Genomic DNA, 19,053 nt, shown 5'->3' with positions numbered 1-19,053 from the left:
TGTTTATCGCTGCCCTCCTTGCGCATAACCTTGGAAGCGCTCGGCCGCCATGGCCATCAGTTCAGGGATACCCGTGAGATACCAGTAGGTATCACTGACCCGTGCGTGTCCCACATAGATCGATAACGCCAGCACAGCACGGTTAACATCCCTGCCTTGTTCATAAAATCGCAGCAGACTGCGCACAATGAACGTATGCCGGAAATCATGCAGGCGATGATGCCCATAGTCGCCGCGCGGCTGCCAACCGAGTTGCCGGCAAACGGTTTGCAAGGCGTACAGCATGTTTGCCCGCTTCACAGGTAGACCGCCGTCGGACAGGAAGAACCGGTTGCCGCAGGGATGAGATAAGCGCTGGTCGCGCAACCGGGCATATTCGCTCAACGACTTCGTGACGCTGGGATGTAGGGGAACCAGCCGATACTTGTGGAATTTGCCAGCCTGAACACTCAGTACGCCGGCTTCAAGGTCAACATCGGCGCACGTCAGCGAGAGCGCTTCAGAGATGCGCAGCCCACTCGCGGCCAGCAATCCGAAGAGCGTCCGGCAGGTGACTGGGCGTAGTCCATTGCGGGATACCAGACTATCCGTGGCATTCATGAGCGCAACCAGTTCTGTATCGGTATAGATATGCGGGATAAGCCGACGGTGAGCCGGGCCGAAAAGCCCTGATGGCGGAATCTCCGTGGCCGGATCAAGGCGTAAGCAGAAGCGGGAAAAGCCGCGCAAAACATCGAGGCGACGTGCCCAGGTAAACGGGCTATCAGCTTTCGAAGCACGGGCCCATTGTATGGCAAGCGCTGTCGTCAGGCAGGTTTGTTCGCGCTCATCAGCAAAGCGGGCAAATCCCTTGAGTACCGTTTCCTCTATGGCGAGTGTGTAGCCGAAACGGCGTCGATGGGCCAAGTAGGCCTCAACCCGTGACAGCCAGAAATGAGAGGCGTTCATGACAGACTCCCCGGCCAAGCCAACGCCACCGCGCGCAAACTGTCCAGATCGACGCGGGCGTAGGTGCTTGCCGTGTCGAGACTTTGATGCCGCAGCAAATCGGCGATTTCCTTGATGGATGCCCCCGACCGCTGCAGGCGAGTCGCCGTGGTATGCCGCAGGGCATGCGTATTGCAAAACAGCTCGCGCATATCGCTGCGAACAAAAGCGCGATTCATCGCATTACGGATGGCCGGTACGCTCAAAGGCTGGTCGAAGGGGGCTCGGTGCCGCACAAACAAGGCACGGTTCGATGTCTGTGGACGTGCTTTAAGCAGATATTGCACGATGGCTTGACCGGTGGACATCGGGAGAGGCAACTGCTGCACGCGCTTGCTCTTGTTGCTGCCAATGGTCAGCGTGGCGCTATGCCAGTCCACCGAGTCCAATGTTAAATAAGTCACCTCATGGCCACGCAGGCCCAGGTCGAGCAGACAGCGGGCGATAGCGTAATCACGCATACCGACCGGGTCAGCGCAATCGAAGGCATTTAAAAAGGCTGCAACTTGAGCGTCCGAAAGCACCTTGGGCAATGTGGCCTGTTTCCAGACGGGAATCCTTGGAAGAGCAGCAGATAATGCCGTGGTTGGCTCGCCCTGGAAAGTGCGGAATCGAAAATAGCTACGCAGGCTGCTACTGAACGTCCGAAGCGATGCCGGTCGCCAGAGTCGGCTTTGTGTGGTCAAAAAGTCTTCAATTTGCGCCCCGGTCAGCGGCAAGATAACCGGTATTTCGTTTCCAAATTGGCTAACCAGGAATTGGCCAACATGCCGGCATCGGTCCGCACAGGTCTGAGGCGCTATGCCGCAGATGTTCGTTAGGTAATCGCTAAATCGTTCAAGCTCCACTTCAATCGAATTCTTGGGCGGGTGATGAGGCAAAAAATGCAGCAGATGCCTTAGCGCCGCCCGATCCGTATGAATAGAGAAACCGAACGGTGCAGAGCCAGCAGATGACAACTGATCCTGCAAGAATTGCTCAATAAGAGCCAGATCAACACTCGACAACTCCGCTCCCTTGGTTTTCATCCAACAACCGAAGTGGGTCACGCTGCACAAATAGCCATCAATGGTACGCTTGGCGTAGCGCTGAGCATGCAACGCTTCGATATAGGGAGTGACGATGCTGTTGAGTGGGCCGCCAATCAGCAAATCGCGGTGAATAAAATTCGCCAGATAGTCATTCGTAAACATGGTTCGTTCCTATAGCAAGTAAAGGTTCTACAGGAAACCACCATTATTATGCGGAGTCGAAAATTAGCGAGGTGGAGTGGAAGAGCCTGCCAACTATGCCACTTTGCGGCTGACTGACAGTGAACTCCGCATAATAACGAACTGAGCATAATTCTTATTATGCAAAGCTTTGCATAATAAGAAGAATTGGTTGTTCGCTGGCTCCGAGCGTGCCGGCCGCCGTGCGGCCGCCATTCAGACCTTGCTCGGCACCGCCCGGCTCAATGGCCTCGATCCGGCTGCCTGGCTGAAAGAGACGCTGGCAAAGCTGCCGGTCTGGCCGAACAGTCGCATTGACGAATTATTGCCCCTGGCACCGGAGTTCATTGAAACGCTAAAGCAGCAATAATGCCAGGTGGTGGGACTGGATGCTTACGCTTGAGCCATTGGGCAAACGTATCAGTCAGATCAAAGACACACCATTCATGGTCGGCTTGACGAGTGACAATCTCGAATTCATCGAATTTGGCCCTGATGCTGCGCTCTTCTGTCTCATTGTAAACACAAAAAATAACGCGCTGCGCAGCGGCAGCATCATCCCGCCAGGGGATGGATATGTATTTGTTATAAGAATTCAATAATCGCTTAACTTTGCTCACGCAACCATTCCATCTCTTGTTGAGTCAATAAATGTGGAAAAACAGCTTCAATGGTTTTACCGACACGCTTAAACACAATCCAGCCACGACGGGATGCTTCTTCAGCCAACTCAATTGCTTGATCAGTCGAGCAATCTAATAATTTGGCAAATTCAGTTTGGAATAAGGACTCGCCTCGCACACCAGTGAGGTAACCTAAGAACAAAGCGTAAGCAACGCTGCCTGGTGTAGCAGTTGTCTTAGCTCTTAGCTTTCGAGTCCTTCCTGTTAAGTGGCCGCTCTGAGTCCAAGAAGAATTAATATTTTGCGCCGTAGACTTCAGTGTTGCCGAGCTAAAGCGATCAGGTTGCTGTTGTTCAATAAAAGTTTCCAGCCTTTCGCGATCAACCACAGCAGCTTCAGAAAAATCCAAAATAAATGGCGCTGTCATCCGTAACAATGAATCCCGGCAATAGGCACACATCAATGCCAGGAGTCGACGAGCTTCTGTGTCTCGATACCAAAAATAAAGCAGGACACGAAAAACGGTTGTCGACGGATCTAACGTATAAAGTTTTGCCAAGTCACGATAAGTTATTTTGCGATTCGCCTGTGTGCGTTTATTCAAACAGTTATCAACAGTGATCGCATTAAAGTAATCCGTTTTAGCAGCATTTGGATTGCTCAAATAAGATAAAACGTCTGTCAGTTCTTCAAGCATCAGAGTTCGCGATGTATGGGCGCCAACCCGATCGAAATCTATACCAAAGCGGGCTAGTTGATTTTTTGGGGAAATAGTCATTCAGGATCGCTTGCCTCAGTTGCGTTGCCGATGCGAACCCAAAGATCGACCTCGTCTTTTTTGAATTTCCAAAGCCTGCCGATTTTATGTGCGGGCATGGATTTTTCGCTGATCCACTTATAAACAGTGTCGCGTTTTACACCAAGGTATGCTCCAATTTCGTCTACAGACAGCCAGCGATCTTCTATCATGGGTATGGGTAACTGAATCGTGTTATTGCCTTATATAATAAACCATATCCAGACAAAATAGGTTAAAACGGCATCAATTATGTTGAGTTCACAGGATAAAGTGTAGACTTGAAATTTGGACAGGACACTAAGAAAAAACCAAATGCATGAGAAAATAATATCATTCTCGCTAGCATTCATATGAATCACTATGCTCAAAAAATCTTTTTGCAACAGAATAAGTTAATAAACATCATCTCGGTATAGTCGGTGATTCAGGTTTTTGACGCTTCCAGCATCCTGCCTTCGCGAGAGCATCAAGGCTGAGCAAGATCATGTTTCCAGATACTTAATTTCGCTTGATTTTTCAAATTCACTGGAGTTGCGGCAACAATGTTACTGATGCTAAAACCAGTTGCACCGCTTCGGTGGGATTTTGAATATTTTTGTTGCGATTGGTCATTAGAATGACCTAATGCTTTAGCGATTGCTTCAGAATCGAGTCCTACTTTATGGAGATCACCAGAAAAGCGATGTCTATAGCAATAAGCCGAAGCTGACTCCTTCAGCCGAGGCATTGTTTTTTTGCTTAGATATGACACTTTGTCACATAGAGCACCAGCGTTAGCTTTTACAGTTAAGACTCCACTATTCTGTTCAAGCTGATCTATTAAATACAAAAACTCAATGCTATCGCTTTTTGAAGTGAACATCCTGAAAGCTTGTCCATATTTTCCATCATGAGTTTTTGCGCCGAAAATTTTTACTGATGCCGAGCGATCGTCATTCAATTTTAGCTCCACACCATATTCTAATTCTTGTGGTCTACAGCCAGTGATTGCCAGTGTTGCTATTGGAAGAATGTGTTTGGATTTTGACTCCAGAGCTGTAAGAAATATTTTTTCAGTCCAGTTTTTTGGTAGGCTTTTTAAACGTTTTGACTTTGATGAAATTGCTTTGGGTTTAAATCCTTTCGTCTTAATTGACCATTCTGAATTGAATGAAACCGTTTTATAAGCAAGTAAATTAACTTTTCCTTGATCTATACCTACGGCATTAATAAATTCAATATAAAGTTTCAGATTACTTACTTCTTTTAACCATTCTGCTTCAAATTCTCTCAGCTTATTCATCAATAAAATAGTAGTGCTAATTTTATCTAATAAGTATGAATTTACTGCCGCTTTATAAACATAATAACTACTTTTACTTGAAGCAGCATCGATTGGCATTACCTTGTTTATCAACAATAATCTTTCAGCGATTCGATTGTATGATAAACGAGTCTTTTCAGATATTCTGCGATTTTTGTTTATTACATGTAACTTATTTGCATTTTCTATTATTGTGAAAGCATTGCTGTGTATTTCTTGCTTCTCCTCATTGTTCAACATAATGAACTCCATTTCATGAACTATATTAAATAATAATAAGTATAGTTCATTTACCTTCATTCATTGCATTTTTGCATTATGCTATTCGTTTTTTATGTTTATCCAATCTTGCATGCAATTGATTAATTTCATTCACTTTTTAAATTAATTTATAGCCAATGCCAATACCCCATCCCTAATATTATTCCGCGTGCATCAATAAGCGAATAGTATGATATCTATAAAAAGACATGCTCACTATTTATTTAGCAATTGCATAACAGATATTAAGCATATATTATGCATTTGCATGAAAAAATACATTACATAGTAGTTACTTCATATAGATTAAAAATTATGAAAAAGCCAAAATGATTTGTTGTCATTTTAATAACCTATGTAATACTTTTAATTAAAGTATTTTGATTTAAAAGAATTTACATATGAATAACATTGATTTACAAGAAAGATTATCTAAAATAGAGTCTTATTTCGAGCACCGTTTTGATAATTCATTTGAACGTACGGCCTGGCTTTGTTCCTGCGATGAGTCTGTCTCTTTAGTTGCGGTACATTGTGAAAGCGTGGTCATGTACTCAAGCTGGAATTCAGAGGAAGAAGAATATATTGAAAACTATGAATTTAAACTTGATTTTACTTATTATTTTGAATTTCACGAAATTTTCGATTATTTACTGAAATACTTTAATCATGATCTTTTTGAGCTTGAGAAGTATTTACTTATTACTGATCTTGACAAAGATTATGTTCGTAATTTCGTTGCTGGCTATTCTGATCAAAAACAATTGAAATTACTTATAAATAATTTTGAAAAAAGCCACGAAAGCATATTGACTTTTTAGATGAACCTTATGACATTATATTTATGAATAACTTAAATGAAAATGGTTGCGAGTGATTACCAAATTCAAAAATCGTAGGTGCAGGACATATTCATTGCCAATGTCGACGGACTGAAAGATTTTCCTGAAGCGACTGAGACGGTCTATCCTCAGGTGATGGTGTAATTGTGCATCATGCACTTAGTGTGCAATAGTCTAAACTTTGTGAGCTGGGCGTACCGTACTGAGGTCGCCGCTGATCTGAAGGCAACCTATCAGGCTGCAACAATCAATGAATACGAACAATACCTTGCTCAATTCAAGATCAAGAAACATGACACCTATCGACTACTCAGAGCTAGCAGTGCCACAGAGATCGCGTTATCCCGTTCTTTACCTATCGGCCCGAAATTCGACGAATCATCTATGCCACCAATGCGATTGAATCGATGAATAGGAGCATGCGCAAAATCACCAAGAACCGAGGCGCTCCCTAATGATGAGGACTTTCTGAAAGTTTTATCTGGCGCTGATAAATATCAGTGAAAAATGGATCATGCCCTTGCACGATTGGAGCCGCTTTAAACTCTAAACCGGGTTACCATTCAATTCGAGGATCGGATGTTTCGCCCATAATCTAAAGCCCACTTACACAAAATTCAGGATGTCTTCATACAAGAAATCAAAAAGGCACAACCATGCCCGTCCGTTTCATCATCTACACTTATCAGCCTAAGGCTGATACAAAAACTTTATCACAGAAGAGATATCTTAATGCCCGGCTAGGTCGTCCATATCTGTTCCACAAGTAAAGAATGCCACATCAAGACAGAGGCAATGAACTCCAATTATCCATTACGTGTGCACGCCATGCCGAAGGTGTTTTCCCACCAATACCAAAAATACGCTCTTCTGCTTCATGCGGGTGAATAGATAAAGAGTCAGCTAGTTTCTTAATTAATTGACAAAAGTATTCATAGTCACTCGCAGTTACTCGATCTGTTACTGAGACACGTAGTCTTTGAGGCTTCTCTTCGATAGCCGCTCTTTTTGCCGATAAGTAATCTATCTGAACTGATGGCCAGCGCCGCTGGTTAGTTAAGATATGCATACTACGAGCAGTCCACTGATCAAGGATATATGCATCTTGAGATGGAGTAGCGAAGAATAAAATTTTCGTAAAATAGGCTGCTCCCATTCCAGGCAACTGGTTTTTAACCCTCAGCTTCCTGAATGCGTCAAAACCGTCCATCCTAGTATATTTTCCCGCCCGTATATCGTCACAGATTGGCAGCCATTTTGAGCGTGCATCCCAAGCATCCCGGCCATTACTCATACGCATTCCGCCCCATGCCATAGTGCTTAGAAAACACGCTTCGTTGGAAATTTTGCAGTCTTTCCACATGCTTCTGAGCCCAGAACGATCAATTGAACTTTGAGATAATTGGTACTTATCCCCTAAATCTGAGATGAGTGTGTTAGCCCAAACTACTGGCACTTTACCTTGCCAAACTCTCGGCTGAGTTGGCGCTAGTTCCTTAAAATTAGTAACTTGATCGGGTTGAAGTGCTGGATGTCTGGGCATTTGCATATGTCGAGCCATAGTTTTAAAGCTAACTTGATTTTTGAAGTGACCGATCCGCATGTATCGAAGCGGTATGTATCTGGGTATATCCAACGGCAAGAGTTGCGTCTTGACCGAAAACGAGCCTTCAGCAATTACAACATTTTATTCACGCTTCAAAGGAAGAGTTCCAATGCTTTTGCAACGTTCATAAAAATGCTTTTTATAACTTAGGCATTTTTTAGCCATTCTTGTCTTGCGGAATCAAAGACTTTGATCCCGCAGCCTTTATATCTATTCCAACCGGATAAAGCAGATAAGCTTAAAGCTGAATGTTCAGCTTTGGTTACTAAATATGCGATAGCATCTTTTACAAACGAGTCGATATCCTCGCCTAAAAAAGACATGAAACAAGCTCTAAATCGTTTGCATATGCCGACAATGCACCTTCTGGCCAATAGCAAACCTTATGCTTTCCATCTGCCTCTGTAATTTTCCAAAAACACGTTCTAAGTAATTCTCTTACATAAGAGAGATACAAGTCTAATAGCAATAATGTATTTATTGCCATAACTGCGCTTTTTATTCTTTTTTCTCTAATCTATATGTGCTACAGACTTTAGGACTCTCATAATTATTTAACAATATTTAGTGCGCTATAAAAACACTGACAATACTATTGTAAAAAAGGATGATAATTCTACATCCTGTAGATATTTAAAACACTGTCTAATAATTACAAAATCCAAATAACTGTGTTATTCTGATAATAGCATTCAATATTATTGAATGCTTATTGATGTTCTGGCCTCTTGCAGGTTTCAGACAGTTTTGGATTTGACAATTTGGATGGTTTTGATGGACGTATTCAATCACGTACTCGCAACCCCTCGTCCGTCTTTGGATGAGGATGGCGCACAAGAACAGCTTCTGGCTTATCAGGAAGCACTGACCTTATTTCATGACTCTTCTTCGGTTAATGTTTTAACCATTCCAGCCGGCGCCGGTTCCGGCAAAACCAGGACACTGGTTTCAACGATTATTGGTTTACTACGACTGGGTATCCCGCCCGAATTAATTGAAAGTATTTCGTTTACCAATGCCTCTGCCGATGATTTTCAAGCCCGGTTAATCGCTGACCTTGCCGCTTTAGCCGATGAGCAAACTGAAGAGATCAAAATCTGCAATATGGGTTTTTCCACGATCCATAAGCACGCTATTGATCTTCTGAAAAAACTGGAACCGCATGTTGGCGGTGTCGCTTATTACTTTGAGGATGCCGGTGTTTCCAATAATGTGAATAATCCGCGTAGCCTGGAACAGGAAAGCAAAGAAAAGGCAATTAAACTGGCCTTTTATTCATCCGTTGTCTACGGGCATCACACTATCGATCTGCTGGCATCGCTTCAGCCTTTTATTGATGAAGATGATTCCGAAGCAAGATTTATCTTGGGAAACATCAAAAACAAGAACCATCGCGAACTGGCAGAAGAGTTTATCCGTAAGGATATGATGTCGGATGCCGGGCTCGGTGCATTTACGAATATTGACGATAATACGCCGGATTTTTGCCTGGCCGTAGCCACCGATGCGCTGATGCGTCTTAGCCTGGAGACTCGGGCTTTCAGCATGATTGAGAAACGCCAACGCTTCGGATTGCCTCAGTTTCTGATGGTCGATGAAGCGCAAGATCTGGATCTTATCCAGTTGCTCTACCTGCGCGCGCTCGCCTTGAATGGCGTATCTATTTTGATGGTCGGCGATCCACGACAAACGCTATATGAGTTCCGAAACTCTGTGTCGGAATGGCCTTTTGATAGCCGGTTCATGCAGGCCTTGTTTGCCGGTACGGAAGTCACTGCCAGCATTTCAACATCCCCTCTGCGCACCAACTACCGCAGCCGCCGAGAAATCGTCGAGTTGGCTGAAAACATATCGGGCGCTTTTGTCCGCTATTCCACCGCATCGGATAGTAAAAACGTCAAAGCGATTCATGATCCGGCAGAGAGTGTCGTGAGAAGTCATCATTATGAAAGCCATGACGGCGCGCAAAATGGCGAAAAAAATGCGCCCGCCGTGCAATTTATCGAAGGCGCTAAAACCGATGAGGTTGATTTTCTCAGGCCAAAACCTAAAGCGAGTACGGCGCACCCCAAATCTGGGCCCCTTAGCCGGCTCACTAAACGGGCCACTGAGCTTGCCTCGGAGTCCTTATCATCCGCCGATATTACGGCTTTGAAACGCAAGATCACCCATATTCAAATTCCGAATTTATGCGGCGGCAAGAATCAAGTTTATATCGAAAATGCAATCCATACGCTTTATGAGCGCGCCTGCTTGGGTGAATCGGTAGCCATTTTAACTCGGAACGGCTTAAAACCGGCTGACATTCGTTATCTGCGCCTGGTCTTGAAAAGGAAATTCAAGGACATTGATCATCCCTCGTCTTTGCGTATCAACCAGATTAACAGCGAGAAAAATGCACCCTTATCCAGTTACTGGTTTTATGGTGCCGATAATAATGTGCATCAGGAAGTGCCTTTCAGCTCAATGTTGGTTGGTGCGGCCATTCATTATTACCTGTCCTGGGATAAAGAAGCCTCTGACGAAGTACGTAACCGTGGACTGCGGGAAATTAACTCGATCTATCCGGCTGGCAACATTGGTGAGGCCGGTTTCCGTAATGAACGAAAATCCATGGAAGACTCCATCGCCGTTGAGCTGTCCCCCTATGCCTCTGCCTTAGTGGCTAACGCCTCGGATTATTTCCCCGATGCCACCAGCCATGAGGTCGTCCAACAGTTAGAAAACCTAAAAATGCTCATGGCTCGCTTTGTAACGGATGTGCTGATGCGTTACTCAGTCATTCTATGGGAAGCCTATCAGGGAAAAATGCTCAAGCATCAACCCTGTCGTTTTCAATACACGGCGATCATGCGCAATCCGGTGCGAGGCGTCTTTCAGTTACGGCCATTAAGCGAAACCAAACGGTTTTTCAAACTTTTCTGGGAAGCCGTGGTAAGCACCCCATTCCAGTTATCGCCGGAAGACCGATCATTACTGGAGCGCTGCGGCCTTAGCCCTGAGTGGATGAATGTTTCCACCAATTTACTGAATTTCCCTGAAGAGCTGTCCATTTGGAAAGATGAAATCGACATAACCGGCAAGATCATCGACAGCGAAATCAAATCCCGCCTGGATGATTTTATCTTGCAGCGGGAACTGATCCATGAGCAATTCTCCAAGCTTTATCATCATAAAACCCGCACCTATTTGCGCGAAATCGCCAAGGAAGTGGGCCATCTGATTCGGCTTGACCCATCGTCTGAGCCCGATGCCATACTGATCGCCGGCTATGAATATTTCCGTGGCGCACGGAAAAAGGCGCGCCTGAACACTTGGTCGAAAGAATCCCGTAATAAAGACAGCTTTATGGGTTTATTTGAGGATCTTGAAAACGGGATGCGGGTTATCAATATCAAAAGCAAGCCTAAACCTAAAGAAGATGGTGATGCATTAAAAATCCCGACCATTACCGTCACTACCGTGCATTCCAGTAAAGGCCTGGAGTGGGATCATGTCATGCTGTTTTTCCCGCAAGCCACAGCACCCAAGAATAGGGATGCTTCCGGTGCGGCAAAAGACGATTCCTTTAAATCGGTCAGGGATCTCCTGTATGTTGCGGTCACCCGCGCTATTCGGACACTGACGGTCGTAATCGGCTCTGACAAGAACTACAAGGAGCTGCCCACCAATACCTGCATGTTGATTGCCAAGCATTTGGCGAGTGAGCTTGCCAGGGATAATGCGCTCTTTGCCCGCAAAGTCGAGTTCAATAACCTGGCGCCGAAGAAGGATGGCTCAGTTAAAAAAGAAGCCCATGTCGAACTTCAAACCTCGCATAGCGAACTGGAAAAAGCGTTGTCCTGCCGGCTCCACCACCATGTGCAGCATAACCGCAATTTAAGCAGCATGGTGCCGCTGACATCGCCATCGTACAGCTTCTTTTTCCATACCGCGATGTCAGCGATTTGCGCCGGCTTAATCGGGCAACGCCTGTCGATCACGGACGATCCGATCGCCGATATTACACAAGTGCTTGACCATTTGGCGACGAAACCAGGCTTAAATGAAAAGCTGGTTTATGATGCCTTAATGGCCAATGTTGAAGGCCAGATCAATGACCTGATGCAAAGCATGATCCCCATGTATTACCTGTCGGGCGGCAAACGCTTCTATGAGGTCATGGAATACTATACGCGTAATTTTGCCGGCCAGTTGGCATCGATCGTGGTTGGCTCTCATCTCTTCCAGAATCTTTTAATGGCTAAGCGCTTGCCAGGCCACAAAATCTGGATCGAAAAGCCGTTGAAAGATGTGCTGACGATTGATGAGGATGGCGAAAAAAGCTATTACCCTGTGTTAGGCATTCCTGATATTAAAATTGCCGGCCCACAGATCAATTACGTCTGCGATTATAAAACCGTTGAAACGCCGACCGATCCTGACGGTGAATTGCTACAGGAAACCTTGCTGCATATTTCGGAAAAGACCTTTGTTCAGATCAATCTGTACCAGCGCCTGAACAAGAGGGACACCGACGCTGCGTCAATGGCCGAGGTGATCTATGTACCGGACATTACCCTGATGGAAGGCGATGAAATACCCAGCGGCCCCCTACCCTTGCCCGCGTTCAACAATAACGCCCAATACCGTGTCCGGTCCAAGCTTGAAAATGCGGTCGTCCTGTATACGGATCGCTTTGATCAGCAGCGGTTAGATCAAACCGTCGAAAGTATTGCTGATCTCAGGTTTCAAGCAAGTGCCAATCTGGAAAGTCTGTCCAGGGATCTGTTTAAACCCGCGCCCTTAATCGGCACGCATGCAGAAACCGAAGTGACCAAAGACAACTGCCTACGGTGCCCCAGCGCAGTGCATTGCCAGAAAAATAAAAAAATGGAGATTTAACGATGAAAGCTTATAAAACAACAGAGATTGCTATCCAGCTTTATCAAATAGCGCCGAATGATGCCATTCTGAATGCGGATGCCACGGAAACCATCAGCGGCTTAATGGCCGGCAGCCTGCCCAGTGAACACCCGGAAATACTGGAACCGCTGAAAAACGCCAAAACGCTTGCCGAGGCCATTCAGGCGCTTTCCATTATTGAAGATCACAACCATCGCGCCCGACTCATTACGACCACGTTCAATCGCTTTCTGGATGATGCGCCGGCCATGAAAGGCTCCTGTTGGGATAAGGAAAATCGCGGCTTCAGGCTCAGCCAGGAAACCTTATTGAAAGACGGCAGTTATCGCAATATTCAACAGGTCATGATCGCGCAGCTGCGATTTGATCGGTTTGCAGACGGCAAGCCAATCTTTACGGTCGTGGTCCGCAATAAGCTGAATTTTTCAAAAAACATTAATGTCGCGGATCATATTGATTTCCTGATTGAACGGAAAAATCTGTTTTTGCCGGTTTATGACCGCACCAAAAACTTTAATTGCATTTTACGCGGCGCTGATAAAAAAGAAGTCTTCCTGTATGAACAAAGGACCCGGAAAAATCCAAATCCGGCACGCATCGGCGAACGCTTTGTAAAAGCAGGACGCATGAGTCAGGAAGAGTATGACCAGCTTGTTCAAGCGCAAATCAAATTTCCTGTTTGTTCTTGCACGCCTTACAGCAATTACAAAAAACTCTATGTTTACCCGGCGCGTGACATCGAAATCATTGCTTCGGATAGTTTGTTAAAGCTGAGCAATAATAACCAGGGCATCCTGTTCCCTGCCGAACTAGAGGAAGCCATCGACTTATACCGCTTCGCTAAATCCGATATCCGCGAGCAAATGGATGCCAAACAGGACATTTTGGATCAGCTTGATAACCTTATTGGCCAGTTTTTTAATAGGCCGCCGGCTATTCGTGCAGAATGTAACTATCTTCAAACGCCCCGCTATGTGCTTAAAGGGCGAACCAAGATCAAGCAGGCGGTCAAGCTCGGTGAAGCCTTTTATACGCAAGGCGTTTCTGAACTTGGCATCAATGCGCTGTGTTATCCCCGCACAGACAGCACGCCTGAGAAAGAAAGCAAATTCCTCTCCTTTTTCTCACCGACATCCAAGGCTGGTGATTTTGGTTTTGAATACGAATTCGTGCCCTTTAGCGCCAAAATGGCCGTCCAGGAACCGGTAAAAACCGCTGAAAGAATTGTCAATGAATCCGGTGGCTGCCATGCGGCGCTGGTGGCCTGGCCCAGCTGGACAAAACTGCCCAACAACAAAATGCTGGAGTTTGAATTGATGCGTCGTGGCGTTGCGGTCCAACATGTCGTCAACCAAAACTTTAAGTTGGATGCGCCAAAAATCAGCGCACTGATTAAAGGCATGGCGGAGAAATTTCCGATCAAGGAAATGCCTAAATGTGATACCGAAGGCGAGATTGCCCCCTTTCACTATGTATTCGGTTTGGATGTCTCACGACATGGCGATCTTGATATCGCATCGTTTCCTGTGGTCATCGACCAGAATGGCCGCGTCTCCTGTACGCTCAGTGAAACACCGTACACGCAAGACAAGGAAAAGCGCAGCATCAATGAGATATTAACGGTTATCAATACCATTTTAGGCGATGCCCAAGGCAGCCCTGAAAATCCAATACACCTGCTGTTTCTCAGAGACGGCATTGCCTTTGAGGATTATCAACAGGTTGCCGAACTGTTGCCTGAGCATGTGACATTGACGGTTGTTTCAGTGCGCAAGAATTTGCTGAACACCTGTTCTGTAGATATGCCGGAAGGCACTTTCTACAGCCTTTATGCCCAGCATGATGACAGCCGCTTTGTGTTTGGCGTGAACGCCCGGCAAGGCGATAATGCGAAAATCACCCGCCTGCATTTAGCGCAGGTCATGCTTAATCCTCTTGATCTTGATATGAAAGTGCTTGGTAATATTTTGATTGCTCTGGCCTGTCAAAATAAAACGACGGAAGTTGAAATAGCTAGTCTGCCCTTCCCTATCGCTTATGCGGATCGTATGGCTTGGACGATCAGAGACATGTTACAAGATCAGCAATTATGTAGCCATGTCAAAAAGACATACCCTGTAGAAGTTGATAATGCGGGTGGTGCCAGTTTATTTATTTATCAGGAAATCAAGCGTTTTATCAACTCTAGGGCGAACGGTTATTCTTTTGCTATTTAATAGTCATCAAACCTAAATCATGAAGGGCGCGATTGCGCCCTTTTTAAATTTAATACTGTAGATCAAACATTCAATATCTTTTACTCTCAGCTTTTATTCAGCATTAATTTTGAATTACTAATTTTTGCCAATAGCAAATTATTCAGTAAAAAATACGGTAACGATAACATTCACCAACTCTCCGGCCTGGGATGCGCGCTACTAGAGCAATCATTACTTACTTGCACAAGCAAATAAAGTGTTCATCCATTTAGGACGCCTTTAGACGTCTTGTGGCAATTCACTAGTCCCATTTGCCAGGACAAAACACTCAAGGTGCAGTACAAATCTCCTAGTAGGCCGCAAGCAATGGGCCCGAGATCGGGGGACACCGGAAGCCAACCGACAGGCCAACGCAAAGGCAATGCCACCAATCCCAGCAGGGGTCAGATTGGGCCAAACGTTCACTATCATTTTAAGTTGAGTGTCCCAGCAATTTCCCTTACGACCCACTGATTGAATGACATGATGCGCCTTTAAAATAGCGCGATGACTATCGGAAGCATATTTATTCAGAAAAAATTTATGTGATAAGGCGCATATGTTACAACATAAAAAAAATGTTATTTATCAATGACTTATAGTGTGATATATTGTATTGAGTAGACATTGTTTCTTGCTGTAATTGTTACACTGGAAATGGTAACTATTTAAATTGACGCCCTAAAATCTGATTTTCGGGGGCTTGTTTTGAATTCATAACATTTAACAAAATGGCAAATAGAAAAAATCAAATAATTGCCTTGCTAGGGGCAACCGGCGGTTGTGGTAAAACTACTGTAACGACTAATTTGTCTGCCGAACTATCTCAAAAAGATTTAAACGTTTTGGTAATAGATTTAGATTCAGATCGCAAAGAAAAGCCTATCGGCTGCCATCATTATTCAAAGATAACACCTGTTAATTTGCCGGGTAGTCAGGTGGACCAGGCAAGCCAGCAGTTGCCGCTTATGTGTCAACAAGAATCCTCAGGTTTTAACCGCGTCGATTATCTCAGATACTCCGATTTGGTTTCGTATCGATCGACTGCTTCGCTTATAGCTAAATTGAAAAACAATGCATCTGCGTATGATGTTGTTTTATTAGACTGCCCGCCGATCTTTTCAAAGATTACAGAACATGCTGTTGCCGCAGCAACGCATTACATAGCGATAGTAGATGCTGAAAGTGGCTATTCGCCTAGAAATTTAGTCATGTTAGGGAAAAAAGTTTGCAATATCGCAGTAAATGACAATCCGAATCTAAAGTACTTGGGTACGTTGATAAACAAAACTCGGTGGGATTCACTACATGACGCTATTATCCATTTGATTATTACGCAATATAATACAGCCGATTTGCACAGCACGCCGATATCGACATTCATACCTGTTCAAATTAGGAATACTTGCGCGTTTGAGATGGATTTGCGAATTACACGGATAGATACTGCTACCGGTAGTGTTTCTAGTGATTACACAAATTTGGCTAATCATCTGGTCAACCGATTGTCTATCTAATCTTTGCATGTCGAATTGACGGACTGCTATAAGGTTCCCCCCATGGAACGCTGACTTGGGCTTATTTTAATCTCCACAAAACTTTAGAAAAATTCATGCAAATTATCATCCATCCTGCTGATGAAGTAAAAGATCAGCCCCAAGTAGATATTGTGGCTTGGTCGATCCATGGAGTCAGTTTTCATAATGAAAACGAAGTGGTGCATCTTTTAACTGGCTTTGTGTTAGACAAAAAATGGCGTGTGACGACAGCGATTCAGCATTTTGACAGTGACAGCAAAAGAATCACAACAAACAGTGGTCGCGTTTACAACTTACTGGGTCAACCGGGCAGCAAAGATGCGGAGTTAGAACTAGTTTGGCAAATCTGGAAAATGACAAACAACGTAAGCTCTGATGTTGATGTAACTGACGAGTATGCTACGAAAATTAAATGGTTCGTGATGTGTTATTGGACAACTAAAATGAGCCAGAATTGGCCAACAATTTTGAGCCACTTTTTCCTTTATCTTTATCTCATTATTTGCCACAGTCCCTGGCTTTTGTTCAGGGAGCGGCATGAAGGAGTGGCTAGTGATCCATCAGATCAAAGCATTACATAACCACGGCAATGGCTTATCGGAGCGCCAAATTGCCAAACAATTGGGCATTTCCCGCAACACGGTCAGCAAGTATTTGAAGCTGACGGAACCTGCCATTGCGGCGCTGCTGGCCGATACGGACCGCACCAAGAAGCTGGACGATTACCGCGGCTATATCATTCAACTGCTGCAAACCTATCCCGGCCTGTCGGCCGTGAAAGTGCTGCGCAAGTTGAAGGCCAAGGTGGATGATCTGGCCGTGTCCGACCGTTCAGTGCGGCGTTACATCCAGGCCCTCAAGCAGGAGCTCCCTGTCAGGCAGGCCCGCTACTATGAGCCGGTGCTGGATATGGTGCCGGGCGAGCAGTGCCAGGTCGATGGCGGCGAGCTGCGCGGCGTCCTGATCGGCGGCGTGCCGACCACGGTCTATTTCATGGTGTTCGTCTTGTCCTACTCCCGGCTGATGCATGTGTCGTTTTCGGCCCGACCGATCGATACCGCCACGCTGATCCGCCAGCATGATGCCGCTTTCCGCTATTTCGGCGGCCAGCCGGCCGAATGCGTGTACGACCAGACCAAGCTGGTCGTGATCCATGAGCGGTTCCGGGAACTGACCTTGAACCAGCGCTTCCATCAGTATGCGACCGCGGCCGGCTTTGCGATTCGGGCCTGCGAAGGCTACGATCCGGAAAGCAAGGGCAAGGTCGAGGCCGGGGTCAAATATGTCAAGCACAACGGCTTGTACGGCGAAACCTTCGCCAGCTGGCAGGACCTGGAGCAGACCCTGGCCGACTGGCTGGACCAGACCGCCAACCAGCGGATTCACGGCAGCACCGGCCAGCCGCCGCGGGAGCTCTATGACCGCGAGGAAAAGGCCCGGATGCAGCCTTACCTGACCCCGTCCTGTGTCCGTGATACGCAGGCTCTCGTAGTCACGCGCAAGGCCGACAAGACCGGCCTGATCGCCTGGCAGTCCAACAAATACTCGGTGCCCATGGCCTATCAAAGCGCCCGGGTCGGCGTCTGTGACCAGGACGGCCAGTTGCTGATCAGCGACCTCAACACGGGTGAAGTGATCGCCGAGCATCGGTTGTGCCTGGAAAAAGGCCAGGTCATCAAGAACACCCACCATTACCGCGACCAGAGCCTGCGCATTGAAACACTGGAAGCCGACCTGCAGCAACTGGTCGGCCAGGCGGCGCTGGCGATGGCGCTGTGCGCCTTGCTGAAAGCAACTTCGCCGAAGATCTACAAGGACCAGCTGGCGGGCGCCAAGCAGGTCTTGACCGAACATCACCAGCGCCACGGCGTAATCCCCGAGCCCCTGTTGAGCCGGCTTATCGAGTTGCCGCGGCTGACCGCCAGCGGCCTGAAGCAGCGCCTGGAAGCCTGGCAGCAGCATCCCGAGCGGCTCACTCCGCTCGAGCCGACGACAACAGACCATCCGTCCTCGGCCGCCTTGGCCCGTTATGGCACCCTGAATGGCCGCTCCACTGGCCAGGGAGAGCGCCATGCCGTCTATTGACCAGGTCGCCCGGCAATACCGCAGCCTGTGCCTGTCCGGCATTGCCGACCATCTGGAGCAGCTGCTGAGTCAGGCCGAAGCCGGCGACAGCTCCTACCTGCAGTTTGCCGACTGCCTGATCCGGCATGAACAGCAACAGCGCAACAGCAAGCGCGTCGAGCAAAACCGGCGGCGAGCCGGCTTTCCGCTGCACAAGTCCCTGGAGGAGTTCGACTACCGCTTCCAGACCACCATCAGCAAGCGCGAAGTCAACAGCCTGCTGGACTTCGGCTTTATCGACAACCGCGACAACGTGGTCTTCATCGGCCCGCCCGGGGTCGGCAAGACCCACCTGGCCATCGGCATCGGCCTGAAAGCGATCGAGGCCGGCTACAAGGTCGGCTTCCACACGGCACTGGGCCTGATGGAGGCCCTGGAACTGGCTGAGCTCAAAGGCGAGTTGAAAAAGAAGATCAACCAGTTGCTCAAATTCGATTGCCTGGTCATCGACGAGCTGGGCTATCTGCCGATGAACAAGCAGGGCATGCACAACCTGTTTCAGCTCATCAACGCGCTGTATGAATACCGGTCGATCATCCTGACCACCAACAAGGCGTTCACGGACTGGGGCGAGTTCTTCTTTGACGACAATGTGGCCGTGCCTATCGTCGACCGCA

General features: G+C 46.7%; 16 protein-coding genes and 1 pseudogene. 9 read left to right on the top strand and 8 right to left on the bottom strand.

Annotated features, from left to right (window positions below; translation table 11 throughout):
- Positions 1 to 3: 3 nt before the first annotated feature.
- Both EK22_RS19550 and EK22_RS19545 read right to left on the bottom strand, forming a co-directional pair.
- The gene (locus tag EK22_RS19550; protein WP_036253817.1) at positions 4 to 948 is read right to left on the bottom strand and encodes a tyrosine-type recombinase/integrase; all 945 of its coding nucleotides are present in this window, start codon (positions 946 to 948) and stop codon (positions 4 to 6) included.
- Complete coding sequence (locus tag EK22_RS19545; RefSeq protein ID WP_036253814.1) at positions 945 to 2,180, bottom strand: tyrosine-type recombinase/integrase; 1,236 nt, start codon at positions 2,178 to 2,180, stop codon at positions 945 to 947. The genes EK22_RS19550 and EK22_RS19545 overlap by 4 nt, the downstream gene beginning before the upstream one ends.
- Positions 2,181 to 2,358: 178 nt before the next feature.
- On the opposite strand from EK22_RS19545, the pseudogene EK22_RS19540 reads away from it, so the two are divergent.
- Positions 2,359 to 2,568 (top strand): annotated as a pseudogene (locus EK22_RS19540) (transposase domain-containing protein); the annotation flags it as partial.
- Here the strand turns inward: EK22_RS19540 and EK22_RS23855 are convergent.
- The 4 genes from EK22_RS23855 to EK22_RS19520 all read right to left on the bottom strand — a co-directional run bounded on the left by EK22_RS23855 (position 2,543) and on the right by EK22_RS19520 (position 5,163).
- Positions 2,543 to 2,818 carry a hypothetical protein gene (locus EK22_RS23855; RefSeq protein ID WP_200882629.1) on the bottom strand — a complete coding sequence of 92 codons (276 nt, stop codon included), beginning with the start codon at positions 2,816 to 2,818 and terminating at the stop codon, positions 2,543 to 2,545. The pseudogene EK22_RS19540 and the gene EK22_RS23855 overlap by 26 nt on opposite strands.
- Positions 2,805 to 3,599: a hypothetical protein gene (locus EK22_RS19530; protein ID WP_200882628.1), complete on the bottom strand. Its 795-nt coding sequence runs from the start codon at positions 3,597 to 3,599 to the stop codon at positions 2,805 to 2,807. Before EK22_RS19530 ends, EK22_RS23855 begins: the two co-directional genes overlap by 14 nt.
- Positions 3,596 to 3,790: a methylation-associated defense system helix-turn-helix domain-containing protein MAD1 gene (locus EK22_RS19525; RefSeq protein ID WP_200882627.1), complete on the bottom strand. Its 195-nt coding sequence runs from the start codon at positions 3,788 to 3,790 to the stop codon at positions 3,596 to 3,598. The genes EK22_RS19530 and EK22_RS19525 overlap by 4 nt, the downstream gene beginning before the upstream one ends.
- A 296-nt stretch (positions 3,791 to 4,086) precedes the next feature.
- Entirely contained in the window at positions 4,087 to 5,163 is a 1,077-nt protein-coding gene (locus EK22_RS19520; protein ID WP_152565163.1) for a site-specific integrase, read from the bottom strand.
- Positions 5,164 to 5,585: 422 nt separating this feature from the next.
- On the opposite strand from EK22_RS19520, the gene EK22_RS19515 reads away from it, so the two are divergent.
- Together EK22_RS19515 and EK22_RS25620 are read left to right on the top strand one after the other, a co-directional pair.
- Entirely contained in the window at positions 5,586 to 6,005 is a 420-nt protein-coding gene (locus EK22_RS19515; RefSeq protein WP_152565162.1) for a hypothetical protein, read from the top strand.
- 362 nt (positions 6,006 to 6,367) lie between these two features.
- Positions 6,368 to 6,481, top strand: a complete 114-nt coding sequence (locus EK22_RS25620) for a transposase (RefSeq protein WP_152565165.1) — start codon at positions 6,368 to 6,370, stop codon at positions 6,479 to 6,481.
- A gap of 326 nt (positions 6,482 to 6,807) precedes the next feature.
- Here the strand turns inward: EK22_RS25620 and EK22_RS19505 are convergent, their stop codons facing one another.
- Positions 6,808 to 7,575, bottom strand: coding sequence for an 8-oxoguanine DNA glycosylase OGG fold protein (locus tag EK22_RS19505; protein WP_152565160.1), 768 nt, complete (start codon positions 7,573 to 7,575; stop codon positions 6,808 to 6,810).
- Between the two features lie 203 nt (positions 7,576 to 7,778).
- Complete coding sequence (locus EK22_RS24790; RefSeq protein ID WP_161786474.1) at positions 7,779 to 7,955, bottom strand: hypothetical protein; 177 nt, start codon at positions 7,953 to 7,955, stop codon at positions 7,779 to 7,781.
- Positions 7,956 to 8,406: 451 nt separating this feature from the next.
- Between EK22_RS24790 and EK22_RS19500 the strand changes: the two genes are divergently transcribed.
- The 6 genes from EK22_RS19500 to istB form a co-directional block, all read left to right on the top strand.
- The gene (locus tag EK22_RS19500; RefSeq protein ID WP_161786473.1) at positions 8,407 to 12,516 is read left to right on the top strand and encodes a UvrD-helicase domain-containing protein; all 4,110 of its coding nucleotides are present in this window, start codon (positions 8,407 to 8,409) and stop codon (positions 12,514 to 12,516) included.
- Between the two features lie 269 nt (positions 12,517 to 12,785).
- Entirely contained in the window at positions 12,786 to 14,753 is a 1,968-nt protein-coding gene (locus tag EK22_RS19495) for an argonaute/piwi family protein (protein ID WP_152565159.1), read from the top strand.
- A gap of 752 nt (positions 14,754 to 15,505) precedes the next feature.
- Entirely contained in the window at positions 15,506 to 16,291 is a 786-nt protein-coding gene (locus tag EK22_RS19490; protein WP_036253791.1) for a ParA family protein, read from the top strand.
- Between the two features lie 95 nt (positions 16,292 to 16,386).
- On the top strand, positions 16,387 to 16,893 hold the full coding sequence (locus EK22_RS19485) for a hypothetical protein (protein WP_036253788.1): 507 nt from the start codon (positions 16,387 to 16,389) through the stop codon (positions 16,891 to 16,893).
- Positions 16,865 to 18,397, top strand: a complete 1,533-nt coding sequence (istA, locus tag EK22_RS19480) for an IS21 family transposase (protein WP_081917984.1) — start codon at positions 16,865 to 16,867, stop codon at positions 18,395 to 18,397. The genes EK22_RS19485 and istA overlap by 29 nt, the downstream gene beginning before the upstream one ends.
- A partial coding sequence (istB, locus tag EK22_RS19475) for an IS21-like element helper ATPase IstB (protein ID WP_036253781.1) occupies positions 18,384 to 19,053 on the top strand: 670 nt, incomplete at its 3' end. The genes istA and istB, both read left to right, overlap by 14 nt.

The organism is Methylobacter sp. BBA5.1, assembly GCF_000746145.1.
GTDB lineage: Bacteria > Pseudomonadota > Gammaproteobacteria > Methylococcales > Methylomonadaceae > Methylobacter > Methylobacter marinus.
The sequence above is the reverse complement of the archived record's forward strand: the minus strand, read 5'-3'. Positions and strand labels throughout refer to the sequence as shown.

Excerpts from the sequence above, each read along its gene's own strand:
- EK22_RS19550 (WP_036253817.1), bottom strand. The coding sequence starts at position 948 with ATGAACGCCTCTCATTTCTGGCTGTCACGGGTTGAGGCCTACTTGGCC.
- EK22_RS19545 (WP_036253814.1), bottom strand. The coding sequence starts at position 2,180 with ATGTTTACGAATGACTATCTGGCGAATTTTATTCACCGCGATTTGCTG.
- EK22_RS19530 (WP_200882628.1), bottom strand. The coding sequence starts at position 3,599 with ATGACTATTTCCCCAAAAAATCAACTAGCCCGCTTTGGTATAGATTTC.
- EK22_RS19525 (WP_200882627.1), bottom strand. The coding sequence starts at position 3,790 with ATGATAGAAGATCGCTGGCTGTCTGTAGACGAAATTGGAGCATACCTT.
- EK22_RS19520 (WP_152565163.1), bottom strand. The coding sequence starts at position 5,163 with ATGTTGAACAATGAGGAGAAGCAAGAAATACACAGCAATGCTTTCACA.
- EK22_RS19515 (WP_152565162.1), top strand. The coding sequence starts at position 5,586 with ATGAATAACATTGATTTACAAGAAAGATTATCTAAAATAGAGTCTTAT.
- EK22_RS19505 (WP_152565160.1), bottom strand. The coding sequence starts at position 7,575 with ATGCAAATGCCCAGACATCCAGCACTTCAACCCGATCAAGTTACTAAT.
- EK22_RS24790 (WP_161786474.1), bottom strand. The coding sequence starts at position 7,955 with ATGTCTTTTTTAGGCGAGGATATCGACTCGTTTGTAAAAGATGCTATC.
- EK22_RS19500 (WP_161786473.1), top strand. The coding sequence starts at position 8,407 with ATGGACGTATTCAATCACGTACTCGCAACCCCTCGTCCGTCTTTGGAT.
- EK22_RS19495 (WP_152565159.1), top strand. The coding sequence starts at position 12,786 with ATGAAAGGCTCCTGTTGGGATAAGGAAAATCGCGGCTTCAGGCTCAGC.
- EK22_RS19490 (WP_036253791.1), top strand. The coding sequence starts at position 15,506 with ATGGCAAATAGAAAAAATCAAATAATTGCCTTGCTAGGGGCAACCGGC.
- EK22_RS19485 (WP_036253788.1), top strand. The coding sequence starts at position 16,387 with ATGCAAATTATCATCCATCCTGCTGATGAAGTAAAAGATCAGCCCCAA.